This is a genomic window from Streptosporangium sp. NBC_01810 (genome assembly GCF_035917355.1).
GTDB lineage: Bacteria > Actinomycetota > Actinomycetes > Streptosporangiales > Streptosporangiaceae > Streptosporangium.
Genome location: NZ_CP109070.1, coordinates 5,573,328 through 5,591,313 on the forward strand (window position 1 = coordinate 5,573,328; position 17,986 = coordinate 5,591,313).

At 68.7% G+C, this 17,986-nt stretch carries 18 protein-coding genes and 1 pseudogene; 5 read left to right on the forward strand and 14 right to left on the reverse strand.

Annotation, left to right across the window (positions count from 1 at the left end; all coding sequences use genetic code 11):
* Positions 1–29: 29 nt before the first annotated feature.
* The 3 genes and pseudogenes from OIE13_RS36800 to OIE13_RS24620 form a co-directional block, all read right to left on the reverse strand.
* Positions 30–380 (reverse strand): annotated as a pseudogene (locus OIE13_RS36800) (MvdC/MvdD family ATP grasp protein); the annotation flags it as partial.
* Positions 381–595: 215 nt separating this feature from the next.
* Positions 596–808 carry a DUF397 domain-containing protein gene (locus tag OIE13_RS24615; protein WP_326636110.1) on the reverse strand — a complete coding sequence of 71 codons (213 nt, stop codon included), beginning with the start codon at positions 806–808 and terminating at the stop codon, positions 596–598.
* On the reverse strand, positions 787–1,617 hold the full coding sequence (locus tag OIE13_RS24620; RefSeq protein WP_326636108.1) for a helix-turn-helix domain-containing protein: 831 nt from the start codon (positions 1,615–1,617) through the stop codon (positions 787–789). Before OIE13_RS24620 ends, OIE13_RS24615 begins: the two co-directional genes overlap by 22 nt.
* 396 nt (positions 1,618–2,013) lie before the next feature.
* Here OIE13_RS24620 and OIE13_RS24625 point away from each other — a divergent pair, with 396 nt between their 5' ends.
* Positions 2,014–2,352 (forward strand): hypothetical protein, encoded by a 339-nt coding sequence (locus tag OIE13_RS24625; RefSeq protein ID WP_326636106.1) that lies wholly within the window; start codon positions 2,014–2,016, stop codon positions 2,350–2,352.
* Positions 2,349–3,077, forward strand: a complete 729-nt coding sequence (locus OIE13_RS24630; protein ID WP_326636104.1) for a hypothetical protein — start codon at positions 2,349–2,351, stop codon at positions 3,075–3,077. Before OIE13_RS24625 ends, OIE13_RS24630 begins: the two co-directional genes overlap by 4 nt.
* A gap of 243 nt (positions 3,078–3,320) precedes the next feature.
* Here OIE13_RS24630 and OIE13_RS24635 read toward each other — a convergent pair whose 3' ends face one another.
* Together OIE13_RS24635 and OIE13_RS24640 are read right to left on the reverse strand one after the other, a co-directional pair.
* Complete coding sequence (locus OIE13_RS24635; RefSeq protein ID WP_326636102.1) at positions 3,321–3,575, reverse strand: hypothetical protein; 255 nt, start codon at positions 3,573–3,575, stop codon at positions 3,321–3,323.
* A gap of 131 nt (positions 3,576–3,706) precedes the next feature.
* Entirely contained in the window at positions 3,707–4,141 is a 435-nt protein-coding gene (locus tag OIE13_RS24640; protein WP_326636100.1) for an RRXRR domain-containing protein, read from the reverse strand.
* Between the two features lie 367 nt (positions 4,142–4,508).
* Between OIE13_RS24640 and OIE13_RS24645 the strand changes: the two genes are divergently transcribed.
* Positions 4,509–4,901: a hypothetical protein gene (locus tag OIE13_RS24645; RefSeq protein ID WP_326636098.1), complete on the forward strand. Its 393-nt coding sequence runs from the start codon at positions 4,509–4,511 to the stop codon at positions 4,899–4,901.
* A 130-nt stretch (positions 4,902–5,031) separates the two neighbouring features.
* Here OIE13_RS24645 and OIE13_RS24650 read toward each other — a convergent pair whose 3' ends face one another.
* Complete coding sequence (locus OIE13_RS24650) at positions 5,032–7,647, reverse strand: bifunctional FO biosynthesis protein CofGH (protein ID WP_326636096.1); 2,616 nt, start codon at positions 7,645–7,647, stop codon at positions 5,032–5,034.
* A gap of 221 nt (positions 7,648–7,868) precedes the next feature.
* On the opposite strand from OIE13_RS24650, the gene OIE13_RS24655 reads away from it, so the two are divergent.
* Positions 7,869–8,069, forward strand: a complete 201-nt coding sequence (locus OIE13_RS24655; protein ID WP_326636094.1) for a hypothetical protein — start codon at positions 7,869–7,871, stop codon at positions 8,067–8,069.
* Positions 8,070–8,272: 203 nt separating this feature from the next.
* On the opposite strand, the gene OIE13_RS24660 is transcribed toward OIE13_RS24655, so the two are convergent.
* The 4 genes from OIE13_RS24660 to OIE13_RS24675 all read right to left on the reverse strand — a co-directional run bounded on the left by OIE13_RS24660 (position 8,273) and on the right by OIE13_RS24675 (position 12,463).
* Positions 8,273–9,367 (reverse strand): NDP-sugar synthase, encoded by a 1,095-nt coding sequence (locus OIE13_RS24660; RefSeq protein WP_326636092.1) that lies wholly within the window; start codon positions 9,365–9,367, stop codon positions 8,273–8,275.
* A 17-nt stretch (positions 9,368–9,384) separates the two neighbouring features.
* Positions 9,385–10,506, reverse strand: a complete 1,122-nt coding sequence (locus OIE13_RS24665; protein ID WP_326636090.1) for a glycosyltransferase family 4 protein — start codon at positions 10,504–10,506, stop codon at positions 9,385–9,387.
* Between the two features lie 90 nt (positions 10,507–10,596).
* The gene (locus OIE13_RS24670; RefSeq protein WP_326636088.1) at positions 10,597–11,595 is read right to left on the reverse strand and encodes a lysylphosphatidylglycerol synthase transmembrane domain-containing protein; all 999 of its coding nucleotides are present in this window, start codon (positions 11,593–11,595) and stop codon (positions 10,597–10,599) included.
* A gap of 28 nt (positions 11,596–11,623) precedes the next feature.
* On the reverse strand, positions 11,624–12,463 hold the full coding sequence (locus OIE13_RS24675) for a class I SAM-dependent methyltransferase (RefSeq protein ID WP_326636085.1): 840 nt from the start codon (positions 12,461–12,463) through the stop codon (positions 11,624–11,626).
* 203 nt (positions 12,464–12,666) lie between these two features.
* On the opposite strand from OIE13_RS24675, the gene OIE13_RS24680 reads away from it, so the two are divergent.
* A complete protein-coding gene (locus OIE13_RS24680; protein WP_326828815.1) occupies positions 12,667–13,863 on the forward strand; it encodes a lysylphosphatidylglycerol synthase transmembrane domain-containing protein in 1,197 nt (398 codons plus the stop codon).
* Between the two features lie 22 nt (positions 13,864–13,885).
* On the opposite strand, the gene OIE13_RS24685 is transcribed toward OIE13_RS24680, so the two are convergent.
* From OIE13_RS24685 to OIE13_RS24700, 4 genes are read right to left on the reverse strand one after another with little or no spacing between them, the layout of a single operon-like run.
* Positions 13,886–14,950, reverse strand: a complete 1,065-nt coding sequence (locus OIE13_RS24685; protein ID WP_326636082.1) for a glycosyltransferase family 4 protein — start codon at positions 14,948–14,950, stop codon at positions 13,886–13,888.
* Positions 14,951–15,889 carry a glycosyltransferase family 2 protein gene (locus OIE13_RS24690; RefSeq protein ID WP_326636081.1) on the reverse strand — a complete coding sequence of 313 codons (939 nt, stop codon included), beginning with the start codon at positions 15,887–15,889 and terminating at the stop codon, positions 14,951–14,953.
* A gap of 56 nt (positions 15,890–15,945) precedes the next feature.
* Complete coding sequence (locus OIE13_RS24695) at positions 15,946–16,539, reverse strand: permease-like cell division protein FtsX (RefSeq protein ID WP_326636079.1); 594 nt, start codon at positions 16,537–16,539, stop codon at positions 15,946–15,948.
* Positions 16,497–16,919 (reverse strand): permease-like cell division protein FtsX, encoded by a 423-nt coding sequence (locus OIE13_RS24700; RefSeq protein ID WP_326636077.1) that lies wholly within the window; start codon positions 16,917–16,919, stop codon positions 16,497–16,499. Before OIE13_RS24700 ends, OIE13_RS24695 begins: the two co-directional genes overlap by 43 nt.
* Between the last annotated feature and the right edge of the window lie 1,067 nt (positions 16,920–17,986).

Below are 17,986 nucleotides of genomic sequence, written 5' to 3' on the forward strand. Positions count from 1 at the left end.
AAATCAGCCCTTCCGATATTGGCGGGATGGTTGACGTAGCGACAGTTCGGCAGGCTCGCCAGCAGCCCGCCCAGCCCATGTCTGGCCTCCGTCACGGCGAAATCCCGAGCCGGCTTTTCCAGGCTCTCGAAACGCCAAGAGCTGGGGCGGCGGTAATACACCGCCCCGACGTCCTCCAGCGCGATGTCACGACTCGGCGAACGGAGCCGACCGATCCACTCCGGGCGATGGCTATTGATGTAGGCGCTGAACATCAGCTCGGGGCCGACATCGGCGGGATCGACGCGGGCGACGTACGCTTGGCGCTCGTTCAGCGCTTCGATGACCAGATTGGCGGTGACGTCCTCCGCCGACGTGATGACCAGTACGATCTGCGGCAAGTTCCGTTCGACATGTCATGCGCTCCTTCGTCAGGCGGCGCATGGGGCGCCGGCGAACAGATCTCCGTGTGGGGAACGGATCTCCACCGACGCTAGGGGCGAGCAGTGGGGCATGCCAGGTGTCGGCCGTGTCTGTCGTACGACAGACACGGCTGTGTGATCCAAAACGAAGACCCCCGGCCGCACAGCCGGGGGTCTTCTCAGCTTGGGGAGGCTTAGAAGTCGAATTCGCCCTTCTTGGCACCGTCGACGAACGCCGCCCAGACCTCGCCCCGCACCACATAGGGGGCCTGGCCAGGAGCTTCCGTGTCACGGATGGCGACGCGGCCCTGGGACAGCGGAGCGACCTCGATGCAGTCGCCACCGTTACCGGTCGAGCGCCTTGCCTTGCGCCAGGCCGCCGTCTCTAGTTCAGCCGTGAGGTCCACTTCTCCACCATCTTCCCGATGAACTCGACCGACGCGCTGTGAGGGAGGGATTCCGCCCTGATGATGTCCATCTTTATGGTAACCGCATTGACTACCTCGGGATTGCTGGTCACGACGGGCTCCGCAGCAGTTTCCAGGTAGACCGTGTGACGGTGACCCTTGGGAGCTTGCGCGATGACGATACCGCCGCTCAGACCGGGGTTGGCGCCCAGTGGCGTGATCTGGATGGTGATGTGTGGGAGATCAACGACTTCCAGGAGTCGTTTTAGCTGCTCACACATGACCTTCGGCCCTCCAATGGGGCGACTCAGGACACCCTCGTCGAGCAGCACGAGGTAGCGGGGCGGGTTGGTACGGGTGAAGATCTTCTGTCGGGCCAGTCGGGCCGCAACGAGGGCTTCGATCTGATCATCACTGTAGCGACACTCGCACTTCAGCAATGCATGTGCGTAGGCCGCAGTCTGGAGGAGTCCCGGGACGACCAGTGGTTGACATGTCGTGATCGACAGCGCCTCCGCTTCCTCCTCCAGCCAGGGTCGGAACCATTTGGGCGCTTCGTCCCTGTGTTTTGAGAGATCGGCCCACACTTCCCGCAGCCCCGGCCCGAAGCCCACCTCGCACCCCGCAATGAACGGCTCCGTGGGAGCGCGCTTCCCGACTTCGACGGAACCGACCTGGCTCGTCGAATATCCGATCCGGTTCCCCAGTTCTTCCTGGGTCAGGCCCGCCCCTAAACGCAAGCGCCGCAGTTCAACGCCGAATGCCGCGTTTCTCCCCGCCTTTGGGTCCAGCTCGCGTGGTGCAGGCATAGCTACCTCCCGGTGGGGTATCCGGCGACATCCAACACATCCGTCAGACATCTAAAGCACAGCTTGCAGGGCGATTGCCCTTTCGAGTTTTCCCACAAAGTACTCCCCAAGCAGCAAGCTATGAAGGGGAAGCGAGAAATCGGCGGACGCCATAAGTCTCGTCCCACACCGAAATCTACTGCCGATGCGGCACCTGTAAGCCGTTTATCGGACATAGAGGACAGGTGCGGCGATGCGCTTATTCAGAATCAAAGCCGACTGAGGCCGGCGTTCTGAAACCCCGCGACGACGTCGCAATTCACCGGCTCAATGTGGAGGACAGAAAGGGCAGGGAAAGTGACCACCAGACAGGAAAGAGCAATGGTCCCCGCAAGGGGAACGGATCAAAAAACCGCCGTGACCGACGCGACGGCGGAGAACCACGACAGGGCACTGGCTGTCGTGCAGAAGCTGCTGAAGGCGAAGGGAGTTCATTCCTACGCCGTGCACACGATCGGCTTGAAGCTGTCCGAGGGCGGGAAGCCATGGCCCTTGGGACAGCGCACCCGGTATGCCCCCGAGTTGGTGGCCTGCGATGAGGGTGGGCGAGCGGTCGCGTCGGTGACCATAGGGCCGCGTCCCGGCGGCTATCTGGTGTCCCTTCCCAACGTTCCCGGTCTCCGGAACATCAGGAGGGAGCGGCCCGAGAAGGTGGCGCAGCTGATCCTGTCGGCCCATCCCGAAGGAAGGCCATGACCGGTGCGACCGGCCCTCACGAGCAGGTCCGGGGAAAGAGCGGGCCGGGCGAGGCAGCCTCTGACGGCTCGCCTGGAGGAAAGAACGAGGTGACGACGCGGCTTCGCGTCCCGTACGTCATCGCACATGCCGACGAGGCGCTGCCACACCCCCTGCTGTTCGTACGCAGGCCGTTCACCACTCCACGACTCACCTACGTCACCCCACGCCCTGGAGACCGGGCCGACAACGGGGTGCTGCGCGCTCGCATTCTGGACAACCGTCAGGGTGCACCGCTGTGGCGGATGCTCAACACCGCCCGCCAGTGGCGATGCATGGAACGCGCCCTCTGCCAGCTCTGCGGCCAGGAGGCGACCGACCCGGAGACCGGGCGTATCCCCTGGATCATCACCGCCACCGCATTCCGCGCGATCCGAGGGGTTGAGGGCAGCGGCTACACCAGCGCCCCCGCGACCTGCCGGGACTGCATTCCCGAGGCGCTCGCCACCTGCCCGCAACTCCGCAAGTCCTCCGCCGTCGCCACGGTGGCCCGCAGCGAGCCCGCCGCAATCCTGGCCGACGTCTTCCGTCCCGGCCCCGACAGAACGGCGATTCACACAGAACGGCACAACGTCTTCGTCGGCCTGGACGAGACCGCCCTGCTGCGCAGGGTCCTCGCCACCCAGTTGATCGTCCGTCTTCACGACCTCCAGCCCGCGCCGCGCCTGGCGAGCAAGACCGGTTGAGACCCCCTCGGTAGGGCTCCTTCCCACAGGACGGTCACACCCGATCGACCACGCCCTACCGAGGGCTCCACTTCTCCCCGCTCACAGGCGCATTCCCGCGACACCGATCCCCCATGCCGCGCAGCGCGAAGAGGGGGAGCGATCAGGGGCCTTGTCGGTGCGACCAGGCGCCCGGCCATCACAGGAGCCGACACCGGTTCCGGTCACCGCAAGGCTCCGGGGCCCAACCTGGGATTCGGCGGCTCAGCCGTAGCGGATCACGTTCACGGCCGCCGCGAGCACGATCAGTGCTATCAGGCCAACCCCGATCATGCGGCGGACCGCCTTCCAGGCCGCCGACTTGGCGTCAGGGATCTTCGATGCGGCCTCGGCGGCCGCTTTGATCGCGTTGCCCCATCCCGCCCAGGTGTCCATCGTCCGCTGGAAAAGCCGTCCGACGGCGAACACGATCGCGGCCACTACGACAAGGGTCAGGATCCGGCCGTTCGAGCTGTCCACGTCGCACTCCTACCGGGGGGAAGCAGGGTCCTCATCACTGCCGGCATACGGGGGCTGTCAGAGCTGTGAGACGGCGAACACGATCATTGCGATCACGATGAGCGCCATGATCCGACCGTCGGCACTTTCCATCAGATACCTCCAGCGTGGATACCCCCGCCTTCAGGCGGGGGAGGAAACGCGGCACGGTGCCGCGCTTCCGGATGGGTGGTGTAGCCGTAGCCATCGGCTCGTTGGAGCAGGCGGACGTGGCGGTGGCCGATGCCCTGCACGGTGCCGTGCCGGGTGGTGATGTTGAAGCTTCCGGTGGTGCGGACCGCGACCCGTCCGGTGTGGACTCCGGCCTTCTTGCCGGTCGGGACGGTCGCGCGGACCAGGTCGCCGGTGGAGTCGGCGGCCACGCGGTCGCGCAGCCGGATGACGAACGGGGTGTGGCGGACCACCACCGCCCTACCGGCCGCCAGCAGACGGCGGGCGCGGGCGGGGTGGCAGGGGTCGAGCGGGTGGCCGCGGGCGTCCAGGACGAACACGACCGGGTGAACCTCACGGTTCGCTCCCTCGGACACCGCAGTGTCTTCAGGGTGACGCCGCGGCAGACGGGTGCCGTCTGCCGTGGTCTCCCCTCGCCCAGGTTCCACGCCGGTTACCGCGCTGAAGCGGTGTCCGCGTCCCGTTTCGTGCCCACCCTCGGGCGTGTCTGCTGACGCGGATTCCAGAGCAGCCCGCTGAGGAAGCACGGACTGGTGGGTCTGCTGACCTACGTGAAACGTAGTCAATCGAATGCACCTCCTTCAAGACGATCGACTTGGGCTGGTCAACGCGGGGCTATCAGTGCGCGGTGTGGCACCTCAAGCCCTGGCCTTTGGGCCAGGGTCGTTGACCGATGTACTCCTACCTGAAGAGAAGCAGGATTTCGTCACCAAGAGTAAGTCAATGACTACCGAAACTCCAGGCACCCTCTCCGATCTCCTCGCCGGAACGATCCAGACCTCCGGCCGGAGCAACCGTCCGCCACCCGGCGACAGCTGGTTACGGGGCCTTGGCACAGGTGGGGTGACAGAGGCGGCGGGCCAGGGCGGAGAGGAAGACGTCGATGATCTCCTCTGGGCGCCGGGCTCCTTCGGGTCGGCGCGCAGGGTCTGGGTCAGCTCCTCCAGGCGGCTGCGCCGGATGACCTGGCCGCCGTCGGGTTCGGTGATCGGGCCGAGGCGCACCGGGTCGCGGGTCGAGCACGAACCCCCCGCCTGGTCGAGCACCAGGACGGCGCCTCCCGCCGGGGCGACCGCCATCGCGACCACCGCCGGCGACAGACGCAGCAGAACCTGACGCCGACGCCGCTCAGCGCCGACGGCCACACGGTGTCGACCGGAGGAGGGCACGCGGAGACCTCTCGCTAGAGGAGAAAGACGACTGTGTCAACGAACCCCTCACGGAAGGCAAGCAACTATAGAACTCGTTACATTTTTGTCGACGCCTCCAGCGGGAGCAGTGGAAGGGCGTTGAGGCGGACGCTCCGGCAGACCCCGTCGCTCGCCCTGGCCGCGGCCAGCCGTCCGGCGTCCGGTACGCCGTAGGAGGTGGTCCGCTGCCGGACCGGCCGCCCGGTCGGGGCGACCATGGCCTCGATCTCGCTGATCGTCTTGAAGGAGCCGTTCTCCGACCCGGCCATCCTGCTGATCGTCTCCTCCATCAGCGTGCCGCCGAGGTCGTTGACCCCGCCCAGGAGCACCTCACGGCAGAGACCGTCCTGGAGCTTCACCCAGGAGCACTGGATGTTGGCGATCGCGCCGTGCAGCAGGACCCGGGCCAGCGCGTGCACCGCCCGGTTCTCCCGCGCCGTCGGCCCCGGGCGGGCGATCCCCGCCAGGTAGATGGGCGCGCTGTGGTGGACGAACGGCAGCAGCACGAACTCGGAGAACCCACCGGTCTCCTCCTGGATGCGGCGGATCAGCCGGATGTGCTGCACCCAGTGCGCGTGGTTGTCCACGTGGCCGTACATCATCGTGGAGGTCGTCGGGATGCCGACCCGGTGCGCGGTGGAGATGACCTCGACCCACTCGGCGGTGGGCAGCTTGCCCTTGGTCAGCACCCAGCGGACGTCGTCGTCGAGGATCTCGGCCGCGGTGCCCGGCAGCGAGTCGACACCCGCCTCCCTGGCGGCGACCAGCCAGTCCTTGATGGACAGGTTGGTGCGGCTGGCCCCGTTGATGACCTCCATCGGCGAGAACGCGTGGACGTGCATCTCGGGCACCCTGGCCTTGACCGCCCTGGCGATGTCGAAGTACGCGGTGCCGGGCAGGTCGGGGTGGATGCCGCCCTGCATGCACACCTCGGTCGCCCCTGCCTGCCAACCCTCCCCGGCGCGGTCGGCGACCTGCTCCAGCGAGAGGGTGTAGGCGTCGGCGTCGGTGCGGCGCTGCGCGAAGGCGCAGAAGCGGCAGCCCGTGTAGCAGACGTTCGTGAAGTTGATGTTCCTGTTCACCACGTAGGTGACGTCGTCACCGGCCGCCTCCCTGCGCAGGCCGTCGGCGATCCGGCAGAGCTCGTCCAGCGCGGCGTCGTCGGCGCCCGCGCCCGACGGGTCTCCGGCGAGGTCGAGGAGGACGAGCGCCTGTGCGTCGCTCAGCCCCGCCGGGTCGCTTTCGGCCTGCCGCAGTGCCTCCCGCACATCGCCCCTGACGGCGCCGCCGCCCACGGCTGCGGGCAGGCGCTCCTTCAGCGCCTCCCAGTCTCCGTAGACGTGGTCGAAGTCGTCACGGCGGTCGGCGGTACGGCCCTCCGTGTCGACCGCCGTGTGCAGGTCGACGCGGCCCAGGGAGACGAAGCCCCCGTCGGGCTCCTGCCAGGGACGGCCGGTCACGACCGCGTCCTCGCGGGCGAGGCCGGTGTCGGGGTCCGCCAGGGCGGCCACGTGCGCGTTGAGCCTGGGGTCGAGCCAGGGCTCCCCCGCCAGCACGAACTCGGGATAGATGGTCAGCCGCTCGCGCAGCGTGAACCCGGCGGCGGCGGTGCGGGCGGCGAGGTCGTCGATCTGCGGCCAGGGACGCTCGGGGTTGACGTGGTCGGGCGTCAGCGGCGAGACACCGCCCCAGTCGTCGATGCCCGCCCTGATCATCAGCTCGTACTCGGAGTCGACCAGGTTCGGCGGGGCCTGCACCCTCATCTTCGGCCCCAGCACCAGCCGGGTCACCGCGATGGTGGCGGCCAGCTCCTGCAGGTCGGCGTCGGGCATGCCGCGCATCGCGGTGTCCGGCTTGGCGCGGAAGTTCTGGACGATGATCTCCTGGATGCCACCGTACTCGCGCGCCACCCTGCGCAGCGCGAACAGCGACTCGGCGCGGTCGGCGACCGTCTCCCCGATGCCGATGAGGATGCCGCTGGTGAACGGCACGTTCGTCCGCCCGGCGTCCTCCAGCACGCGCAGCCGCACGGCGGGGTCCTTGTCGGGCGAGCCGTAGTGCGGCTGCCCCTTCTCCTCGAAGAGCCGCCGCGAGGTCGTCTCCAGCATCATGCCCATGGAGGGCGCGACCGGCTTGAGGCGCTGCAGGTCCTGCCAGGTCATGGCGCCCGGATTCAGGTGCGGCAGCAGCCCTGTCTCCTCAAGCACCCGCACGGCCATCGCACGGACGTAGGAGAGCGTGTCGTCGTAGCCGTGCGCGTCCAGCCACTCGCGGGCCTGGTGCCAGCGGTCCTCCGGCCGGTCCCCCAGGGTGAACAGGGCCTCCTTGCACCCGATGGCCGCGCCCTGCCTGGCGATCTCCAGCACCTCGTCGGGGCTCAGGAACATGCTCTCCAGCTTGTGCGGGGCGGTGGCGAACGTGCAGTATCCGCAGCGGTCCCGGCAGAGCCTCGTCAGGGGGATGAAGACCTTGCGGCTGTAGGTGATGATCCCTTGCCGCCCGACCGCCTCCAGGCCCGCGTCCCTGACCCTCCCGGCGTGATCGAGGAGGGTCTGTAGATGCGTGTCCCGGGCGTGCAACAGGGTTGTGACCTCGGCGACATCGAGAGCTTTGCCGTCGCGGGCCCTAGCCAGAGCCCGGCGCATCGCGTTGTCGGTGGGGTTGGCGCTCATGACGGCACAGTACGGCGCGGCGGCGGCGCACGGAGCAGCGGGTGCCCTGCCGTGGCCCAACGATTCAGATCTGCTAAACAGTTCGGTCAAGCAGATCTCGATGGACATAAATGCTTGCATATACATAAATTGGATGCATCAGCCGGAACCCCCGCATCCGCAGGAGCCCCCGGCCTCTCTCCGGGGCACCCCGCCTCGGATCCCACCCTCAGGAGCCGAAAATGATCTGGTTTCTTCTCGCCCTCGTCGCCGTCGCCATCCTCGCCCCGCTGGTGGGCGCCGACACACGCGACAGCCTCGACTGGCATCACCGGGAACCCTCCCCCGACGAGGGGATGCTCGACACGACCGCCGGCCACGCGCGGGTGCCCGCGGCCCGCGAGCGGGTGGCCGCACACCGCCCGACTCCGGCAGCCGGCTGACCCGGCCCCGGCGAAGAGCGAGCACGACGAAGAGCGAGCACGACGAAGAACAAACACAGCGAAGAGCGAGCACGACGAAAAGTGAGCACTGCGAAGAACGAGCACGTCAACCCACCGGGTGCGAATCCGTGTCAGAACGCGACCGGCCCGCCGTACACCGTACGGCGGGTGCGGCGGAAGGAGCCGGCCGTGCCGCGGTGAGGTCAGATGTCGCTGGAGAAGCGGATCGCGGACTCGGGGAGCACGACACCGGGCCAGACCCGGCTGCCCGCGAGCAGTTCGTTTCCGGGGCCGACCACGGCGCCGTCGCCGACGACCACGTCTCGCAGGACCGCTCCACAATCGACGCGCGCGCCGATGCCGACCACCGAGTCGACCACGACCGCCCCCGAGTGCACGATGCAGTCGTCTCCGAGCACGCTGCCGGTGACCTGCGCCCCCGACTCCACGATCGCGCGGGCGCCGATCACGGAACCTCCGGAGACCTCGGCCTCGGGCGAGATCATGGCACCGGGCAGGGCGAGGAAGTCGCCGGTGGGACCTGGCAGCGCGGGTGAGACGAGCCGGCCGAGGACCAGGTCGCGGGAGCCCTTCACGAAGGCGGCGGGCGTGCCCACGTCGAGCCAGTAGGACGCGTCGGCGTAGCCGAGCACCAGGGCGCCGTCCTCGATCAGGCCGGGGAAGGTCTCGCGCTCGACCGAGACGACCTGCCCCTCCGGGATCGTGTCGATCACCGAACGGGTGAAGACGTAGCATCCGGCGTTGATCCGGTTGGTGACCGGGTTCGGGGTCTTCTCCAGGAAGGCGGTCACCCTCCCGTCGTCGTCGGTCGGCACGCAGCCGAATCGCGAGGGGTCGTCCACCTCGGTCAGGTGCAGGGTGAGGGCCGCCCCCCGCGAGACGTGCGTCGCGATCTGGTCGCCGATGTCGTGACCGGACAGGATGTCGCCGTTGAGCACCAGCACCGGATCGTCCGGGCCGCAGGTCAGCGCCTTGGCGGCATTGCGGATGGCCCCGCCGGTGCCGAGCGGGACCTCCTCCGTCATGTATTCGAGTTCGAGGCCGAACGCCTCACCGTTCCCGAACGCCTCGGAGAACATCTCCGCGCGGTAGGAGGTGGCGAACACGATGCGCCGCACGCCGAAGGCCCTGGCGCGGGCGAGTTGGTGGGAGAGGAAGGGGACTCCCGCCGTGGGCAGCAACGGTTTCGGGGTGTCGAGCGTCATCGGACGCAGGCGCGTCCCTCGTCCACCGACAAGGAGAATCGCCTCCAGATCCGGCAAAGGGGTCTCCATCATTCCGCGAGGTTAACTCACTACTCGGCCGCACGTTGGTAAGAGAGCATGTGCGCCTCGGCCGAGGCGTCCCAGGTGAACTCCTTGGCACGGGCGATGCCCGCCGCGGACAGCAGGTCCCTGCGCTCGGGTGAGGAGAGCAGCGTGCGCAGCGCCGCGGCGATGCTGTCGGCGTCCGGCTCAGTGTAGGCGACCGCGTCGCCACCCACCTCCGGCAGCGAGGTGCGGTGCGTGGTGAGCACCGGCGCGCCGCAGGCCATGGCCTCAAGCACCGGAAGCCCGAAGCCCTCACCCCGCGAGGGAAAGGCCGCGACCACCGCTCCTCCGAGGAAACCGCACAGGTCGGCGAAGGAGAGGAAGCCGGGACGGAGCACCCGTACCATCGAGGGGACCTGCTCCACCGCGGCGTCCACCTCGACGTCGCGGACGCCCCCGGCGAGCACCAGGGCGGGCGGGGAGGAGGCGTCCTCGACGGCGCGCACGAAGCCACGGATCAGGTTCGGCACGTTCTTGCGGGGCTCCAACGGGCCGAGGAAGGCCACGTAGGGGGTGCCGTGCAGGCCGAGCCGGTCGGAGGCGTGCTTGACCTCGCGCTCGGACGGCGGATGGAACAGCGCCGGGTCGACACCGTGATAGGCGACGTCGATGCGGGTCGGGTCGGCCGAGAGCAGCCTGATCAGCTCGTCCCTGGTCGCCTTGGAGGGCACGATCACCCGGCTGGCGTGCCGGACCGCCGTGCGGGTCGCCGCGCGGAAGAACGCCGCCTTGACCGCGTCGTGCTGCAGGGGCTCGGTGAAGCAGGTGAGGTCGTGCACCGTCGCCACGGTCGGCAGGCCCGAGTTCAGCGGGATCGAGTAGTAGGGGGCGTGAATGACCTGGGCGGCGACCTTCCTGGCGAGGAACGGCAGCCCCGTCTGCTCCCACGTCAGGCGGGCGGCCCTGTTGGTGATCTCATGAGGCCCCGGCACGATCCGCGCGGAGGGCGCCAGTCCGGCATATCGGGCGGCGTCGGCGCGCTGGCAGACGATCACGAGATCAGCGCCCGCCCTGTCCAACGCGGCGACGAGCCCATCGACGTACCTGATCAGCGCACCGCGATCGGCCGGAACCGCGGCCGCGTCGACGAGCACTCTCGGCGTCAAGAAGGATCGCTCCCCTCATGATTCACATGGGACGGCCGTCCCCTTCTTCCGTTCACTCTATTGCCAGAGTCTCCGAAATCATGGAGGAAATCACACGGCTTTTCCCGAAGCGTGGTCCTTCTTGGAAACCGTGGCGCGGCGCGCGGCCAGACCCGCGAAACCCGCGCAGACGAGATCGCCAAAAATGATCACGATCCGGGAGCAGAGCGCCGCCGCTATGGCCGATCCCTGATCCAGGACCGGCGCCAGGACGGCCACCATGGCCACCTCCCGCACACCCGCCCCTGCGGGGACGACGAACGTCATGATCCCCAGGCACCACGACAGGGCGAACGCGCCGACGGAGAACAGGACCGCGGAGAACCCGGAGGGTCCGAGGTCGTGGACGATCGCCGCCAGGTGCAGCCCGTACGCGATCCAGCCACCCAGTGCCCAGCCCAGCGCGGTGAGCATGCCACGGCGGCTGAGGGGGCGCTCCAGCGGCTCGCGCCCCAGCTTGCGAAGCCCGAACCCGAGGACCGCGTTGACCACCCTCGGCTCGAAGGCCACCGCGAGCACGGGGATCAGCAGGAAGACCCACGCGTACGGCGCGGCCGCCCCCGGCCGGGCCGCCAGCAGCGTCACCCCCGAGACCACCAGCCCGCTGCCGAGCTGCACCGGCAGCGTCAGGAAGAACGCCGCCGCGCTGCGCGACCGGGGAACGCCCAGCTCCCGCCCCATCTCCATCTGAGCGATCACCGGCCAGAGCGAACCGGGGATGTACTTGCCCAGCTGGCCCACGAAGAAGACCCGCGCCCCCGCGCGCAGCGGCAGCGGCGAGCCCAGATCGGCCAGCAGCGCCCGCCACGTCATCATCCCGCCGCACAGCGCGGCGAGCACCGCGACCAGTGACAGCATGAGCGACACTCCGGACAGCCGGGCGAACCCCGCGCGGATGTCGTCCCACTGGCCCACCACCACCCACGCGCCGAACCCGAGGGCGAGGAGCAGGAAGGCGACGCGCGCCAGCCGCCTCACGGAGGACGTGCGGGTGGCGCCACCCACCGGGGACGTGCCTTCTCCGGCCTCCGTCGCGTCGTCCTCGGTCACGGAAGACTCACCTCGGGCTCCAGCGGGCTCACAGAGGACGTACCGGCTCGGGCGGCTGCGGCAGCGACCGCCCGGCCGGGCGGCGGTCGCCCCCGGTCGCCACCCACAGGTAGGTGGGCACCACGGGCAGCAGGGCACGCAGCACCGGGCGGGGCAGCCGCGACAGCACGCCACCGGCCACCCGCCCCGCCACGCCGCCGAAGAGCTCGTCGCCCGCGAACGCCGCCGGGGTGGCGAGCACGGGGAAGGTGTAGTCCCACACCCGTAGGCCGCGCACCATCCTGCGCAGGCCGCGGCGGGTGCGGTAACGCTCGTAGTAGTTGTCCGCCCGGCCGAAGAGCCGCACATAGCGGTCGGCCGCCGCGGGCGGCAGATATGACAGGAACGGCAGCTTGTAGTGCGGCTCCATCACGCCGAGCCTGTTGCCCAGCCCCAGATAGAGGACACCGTCGTCGGAGAGCACCCGGCGCATCTCGGCCATGATCGCGTCCGGGTCGACCACGTGCTCGTAGATGTGGTTGAAGACCAGCACGTCGATCGAGCCGTCGGGGAAGGGCAGCGCGGTGCCGTCCGCGCACACGAACTCGACCCGCTCGCCGAACCGCTGAGCCGCCCTGCGCAGGCCCGGCACGTCGATGTCGACGCCGAACGTCCGGCTCGCCCCCGCCGCGGCCAGCTCGTCGGCGATGAACCCCGCCGAGCAGCCGATGTCGGCGACCGTCAGACCGGCGAGGACGCCTTCGTCCCTGCCGAGGAAGTGCCCGAGCACCGCGACGATCTTCGCGGCCTTCCTGCGGCGCTTCTCCTCGTCCAGCATCGCCGCCTGGAACTCGGAGTACTCAAGCTGCGCGACCCGCTCGGCGCTCATCACTCGCTCACCGCTCCTCTTCCCTTTCGCGTGATACCGGGACTTCCCTTCCGGAGGGTCATGTATCTCCCTTCCGGATGGTGCCGGACGACGTGCCGCTCCCGGCTGCGCGCGACGCCCTCGGGCGCTCCACCACGCCGCCCAAGAGTACCGGTGACCCGTGCCCCTACCGTCGAGTAAGGAGAGCGTCGTACCCTGGGCGGATGCTCAGCCGACTGCGGTCAAGCCGCCTCCTCCGCGTGCTGCTCGCGCTGGTCGCGGTGGGTTTCCTGGGCTACGGACTGCTCAGGAACGGCGAGGAGACGGCGGCCGCGATCTCCCGGCTGTCATGGTGGTCGCTCGCCGGTTCCTACCTGTCGGTGATGGCCGGGATCTGTCTCATGATGCTGGCCTGGCGGGCGCTGCTGGCCGGAATGGGCTCCCCGCTGCCCCCCGGGATCACCGCGCGGATCTTCTTCATCGGCCAGCTCGGCAAGTACGTGCCGGGCAGCGTCTGGGCGTACGCCGCGATGATCGAACTCGGCCGCGACCACCGCGTCCCGCCCCGGCGCATGTTCGGCGCCATCACCCTCTCGGTGCTGGTCTCCCTGGGCTGCGCCCTTGTCGTGGCCGCGGTGACCCTGCGCGAGACCATGCCCCAGGCGTGGTACCTGCTGGCGCTGATCCCCGTCATCGCCGTCTGCCTGCACCCCGGAGTGCTCACCTTCGGACTCAACCTGGCCATGCGGATCGCCCGCCAGGAACCGCTCGGGCCGGGCCGGTTGCTCAGCGGCCGCGCCGTGCTCACCGCGGTCGCCCTCACCGTGGCAGGCTGGCTGACCTACGGCCCCCACCTGCTGCTCCCCATGGCCGACCTGGGCGCCTTTGGCGACTCCCGCTACCTGGTGGCGACAGGCGCGTACGCGCTGGCCTGGGCGACGGGCATCCTCACGGTGGTCGTCCCCGCCGGGATCGGCGTCCGCGAGGGGGCGATGGTGCTCGCCCTGGCACCGGTGCTCGACTCCCCCAGCGCTCTGGTGGCCGCGGTGGTGTCCAGGGTGATGTTCACCCTCGCCGACGTGAGCTGGGCCGGGATCGGCTTCCTGTGGGGCAGGGTCTCCGGCCCCCCAGGGGAGCCCATCCGGAAAATACAGGAATCCGTCCGGGAAGCAGGGGGGTCCGTCCGGGAAACACGGGAATCCGTCCGGGAAACACGGGAATCCGTCCGGGAAACACGGGAATCCGTCCGGGAAACACGGGAATCCGTCCGGGAAACACGGGAATCCGTCCGGGAAACACGGGAATCCGTCCGGGAAACACGGGAATCCGTCCGGGAAACACGGGAATCCGTCCGGGAAACACGGGAATCCGTCCGGGAAACAGGCCCCGAGCCCGTGACGGCACGAGAGGGCAACGCCTGAGACCCCCCGCACGGGTCCCGGCTCAGCGCGAGACCAGTGCTTCCACGTAGGAGGTCCAGTACGGCTCGGGGTCGACCGCCTTGACCCCGGCGCGGAGCCGCTCGGGCTCGCCGGGGCGGTAGAACGCGGCCAGCGCCGCGCGCAACTCCTCCGCCGAACCCGGCTCGACCAGCAGCCCGTCCACCCCGTCGGTGACGTGGTCGCCGAGCGTGCCCGCCCGGCTGGCGATCACCGGCACCCCGTGCTCGTGGCCGAGCCACACCTGCTGGCTGGCCGTCCCGCTCCGGTAGGGCAGGACCAGCGCGTCCACGTCCGCGAACAACCCCGGCACGTCCGCCGCCGCCACGTAGCCTGGCCGCAGCTCCACCCGTCCGGCCAGTCCCAGCTCGGCGACCAGTGCCCTCGTCGTCTCCTCCAGGCCGCCCCAGAACTCCCCCGCCACCCGCAGTGACACGCCCTCGGGCAGCGCGTGCAGCAGCAGGTCAAGCCCCTTGTACGGGCGGACGAGGCCGAAGAACAGCAGCCGGTCGTGCACGCCCTCGGCCGGGCTCCCCGTCGAGGACGGCAGGTGCGGGGCCATCTCGGCCACTCGCACGGGTGCGGCGGCCAGCTCACGTGCCTTCTCCGCCTGCCGCTCGGAGTGCACGAGCACCGCGTCCACCCTGCGCAGCAGCGCCTTCATCAGCGGCGTGTCGTACGGCTTGCGCTCGTGCGGCAGGACGTTGTGGCAGAGCGCCACGACCCTGGTTCTGCGGCCCAGGCCGGAAAGGATGCCCAGGTAGGGCGGGACCTGCACCGGGCTGAGGACGGCGAGAACCACCAGGTCGGCGTCGCGCAGCCGCCTCCCCGCGCGGACCCAGCCGTCCGGGCGGCGCCAGTCGAGGTCGTGCCGGACGTGCGGGAACGGCTCGCCGTCGGGGGTGTCGACGGTCTGCTGTCCCGGATACAGGAAGGAGGGGTACTGCGCCCGCCACGACTCGATCACCACGTCGTGCCCGGCCGCTTTCAGCCGGTGGGCCAGCTCTGTGGTGTGCGCGGCGCCGCCGCCCTTGTATGGGTACGTCGGCCCGACGACGGCGATCCGCATCTACTCGCTCCTGGAACGCACGATGAGGTCGGCCAGCAGCGCCAGCGAGCCGATGAGCAGACCGGAGATGAAGATCACGATGGTGTTGCTGGTCAGGTAGAACCCGTAGCGGACGATGTCGACGACGCCCTTGACCAGGCCGATGCCGATCAGCCAGAGCGCGGGCGGCATGAGAACCTTGAGCGGGTTGAAGTACATGACCATCCGCAGCACCTGCAGGATGTAGCGGTAGGCGTCGGAGACGAAGCTGAACTTCGACTTGCCGGCCCGCTTGCTGTAGCCGATCGGCAGGTAGTAGACGTCGTGCTGATTCGACAGGAACGACAGCGTGATCGTGGTGACGCAGGAGAAACCGGGCGGCAGCAGCCGCAGGTAGGGCTTGGCCACCGACTTGCGGAACGCCCGCAGCCCGCTGTTGAGATCGGGGATCTTCTGCCCGGCCAGCCGTTCGGCCACCTTGCGGATGAACCACTTGGCCGGGACCCGCAGTAACTTGTGGGAGCCCTCCTCGCTGGTCCGCGCGCCCACGACCTGGTCGATCGTCGTGTCCTTCTCCAGGATCTGGACGAGCTCGGGGATGCGCTCGTTCGGGTAGGTCATGTCGGCGTCGGTCCACACGACGATCTCGCCGCGCGCCTCCTGGGTGCCGATCCTGCGCACCGTGCCGGAGCCGCCGTTGCGGTGGAAGGCCCTGATCCGCATGTTCGGAAACCTCGGCGCGGCCTCTTCGAGCCTGGCCAGGGTCTCGTCCGTGGAGAAGTCGTCGACCGCCACGAGCTCGTAGGTGTATCCGCTGTGGTCCATCGCCTCACAGATGCGCTCGACCTCGGCGATGACGTGGTCCTGCTCGTTGTAACAGGGCAGGACGATGGTCACGTACGGTGTTGCGTCCACAGCTGATCCACTCTCGGGCTCTCGGGCTCTTGGTCTCTCGGGCATGCTCTCGACGGGCGAGGATACTCTGCCCGGCCGGGAACCGAGCGCACATCACGTTCTCAGGACAGCTCCCCGGAGCATTCCTGGGTGAATCCCAGCCAGGAACAGCCTCCGTCCAGGCGCCTGACGGATCCGACGCCCGACATCCCCTCGACCGCGTCGATGACCGCAGGCACACTCGCCGGATCCATGAGCTTGACGTGGTAATTCTCCGAGATGAGGACAATACGGAGAGTGCTAGAGGTGAGCTTGCCCATCAGGAGATGCTCGAAGACCCGGCGAGCATGGGTGGCGTCTTCGAAGTAGACACGCTCGATCCCTTCGAGCTCTGCGAGCCTGGCCTCGATGGCCTTCTTCTCTTCCTCCGTGGCCGCGCCTCGGCCCACACAGGGATCGGAAGCCTCTTCCGTCTCCTTGGTTTCTGAGTTCTCGGCTTCACACAACCCGATGGAGAGGTCCGCCTTATCCTCCCAGAAGTTATTGCCGAGGACGTATCCGTAGGAGACACCCGGCGCGTTCTCCACGGTGGCTGCGAACAGCTGGAAGTCGGCCCGGCGGTGGAGTCTGCCCTTGAACGATGTCGGCAGGTCCTCAGGCTGAATGGTCGAGGTCAGAACCCAGTTGTCGGCTTCTCGTCCACGAAGTTCGCCCACACCGTCTCCTGGGATCTAAATGTCACCTCCGCGACCTCAGGCGTCGCACGCAGCCTCTCCTCAAGTGCCCGCTTCTGCTCTGGAGTGATCACCCGCTTGCGACACCTCCCGGAGGGGTCGTCATCCCTGCAGAGGGAGATGGTGAACGTCGCCCCCTCGGGCCAGGGGCCATCCGGTGGCGGGAGCACCCGGCCGGGGTTCTCGTACCCACCGCTTCCGGCCACCCCGAGCACCAGGGCGACGACCGCCACACCGGCCAGCAGGACGCGGCGGGCTCCGGCCCGTCTCCAGGTGCGCGCTCCCCGCTCCGAATCCCCGGAAGACAGTTCTTCGACGTCGGCCCCATCGTTTCGGCCGTCCGAGCCAACCACCGGATCCATCGCATTCAACGCATCACCCACCGCAACAATCCGGCATTTGCCCCAATATCCTGACACAGATACTCAGGATTTGATCACCGAAAATAGAGCGGGTCTCTCCCTTGGAACACATGGACTCCGGTATCGGTGGGCATCCCGTCGGGCAGGAAACCTTCCCCGCCGTTCCGGCAACGACTGCCCGAATGGCTCGGGAATGGAAGACGGTGAGGAAGGCGGTTGGCGTGGGCGAGACGGCGGGCGGGCAGGTGGTCGTTGAGGTCCTGGGGCCGAAGAATGCCAAAAGACTCTGCGGCACCGGCTGGCCTGGCAAAAGCGTCTGGTTCGCCCTCCCGGTGAAGCATGCACCGAATTGACTCCGAGGTTCGGGTCATACGGAAATCAGAGCGGGCCGGATCAGTGACCGGGCCGCGTCGAGAAGTATCGCGATGTCACCCGGGTCCGAGATGAGGGGGCGCGTCCACGGACGTGGTGTACGAGCATCCGAATCCGGTAAGCCGGTCACGGTGGAAAAGCGCGGCGTCGTCCGTGGGGAAAAGCACGCCGAGGGTGGTGGAGCGGTTCAGGGCCGCTCGCTGATGTCGCGTCGTACGGGGTCGAAGGTCAAAAGCGCGCCGAGGGCGGTGGAGTGGCCCAAGGCCGCCCATCGGTACGGGTCCGCCGCGGTGTGGAAGGATCCGGGGCCGCTCCTCGCCGCTCCTCACCGCCGCCTCGTGCGGGGCTCTCGCCGTGCGGGGTACGAAGGTCCGCGGGATGTCCGGTCAGGGGTCTCCCTCGGCCGGGCGCGGGGACGAATCGGGCCTTCCACCACGAAAAGCGGCCCACCCGAGGGGCGGGGAGTGGCGCCTTCCTTGATCTGGGTGAATCCGCACGCCCCCAGCGTGCCAACTCATCCAGATCATGGAAAATCCCCGATCGTCACCGCCACGGCCCCGCCTCCACGCCCGCCATGACCCGCTTTGCCCCCTCCCGGAGCTCCACCGGCCCGCCCCCGGTCACCCACACCCGGCCACCGCCCGCCACCACCCCGCACGATGCGTTACCGGTGAGCGGCCCCCAACCACTCCACC

Excerpts from the sequence above, each read along its gene's own strand:
- OIE13_RS24620 (WP_326636108.1), bottom strand. The coding sequence starts at position 1,617 with ATGCCTGCACCACGCGAGCTGGACCCAAAGGCGGGGAGAAACGCGGCA.
- OIE13_RS24700 (WP_326636077.1), bottom strand. The coding sequence starts at position 16,919 with ATGGATCCGGTGGTTGGCTCGGACGGCCGAAACGATGGGGCCGACGTC.
- OIE13_RS24675 (WP_326636085.1), bottom strand. The coding sequence starts at position 12,463 with ATGAGCGCCGAGCGGGTCGCGCAGCTTGAGTACTCCGAGTTCCAGGCG.
- OIE13_RS24645 (WP_326636098.1), top strand. The coding sequence starts at position 4,509 with ATGACTACCGAAACTCCAGGCACCCTCTCCGATCTCCTCGCCGGAACG.
- OIE13_RS24650 (WP_326636096.1), bottom strand. The coding sequence starts at position 7,647 with ATGAGCGCCAACCCCACCGACAACGCGATGCGCCGGGCTCTGGCTAGG.
- OIE13_RS24690 (WP_326636081.1), bottom strand. The coding sequence starts at position 15,889 with ATGCCCGAGAGACCAAGAGCCCGAGAGCCCGAGAGTGGATCAGCTGTG.
- OIE13_RS24685 (WP_326636082.1), bottom strand. The coding sequence starts at position 14,950 with ATGCGGATCGCCGTCGTCGGGCCGACGTACCCATACAAGGGCGGCGGC.
- OIE13_RS24680 (WP_326828815.1), top strand. The coding sequence starts at position 12,667 with ATGCTCAGCCGACTGCGGTCAAGCCGCCTCCTCCGCGTGCTGCTCGCG.
- OIE13_RS24660 (WP_326636092.1), bottom strand. The coding sequence starts at position 9,367 with ATGATGGAGACCCCTTTGCCGGATCTGGAGGCGATTCTCCTTGTCGGT.
- OIE13_RS24655 (WP_326636094.1), top strand. The coding sequence starts at position 7,869 with ATGATCTGGTTTCTTCTCGCCCTCGTCGCCGTCGCCATCCTCGCCCCG.
- OIE13_RS24630 (WP_326636104.1), top strand. The coding sequence starts at position 2,349 with ATGACCGGTGCGACCGGCCCTCACGAGCAGGTCCGGGGAAAGAGCGGG.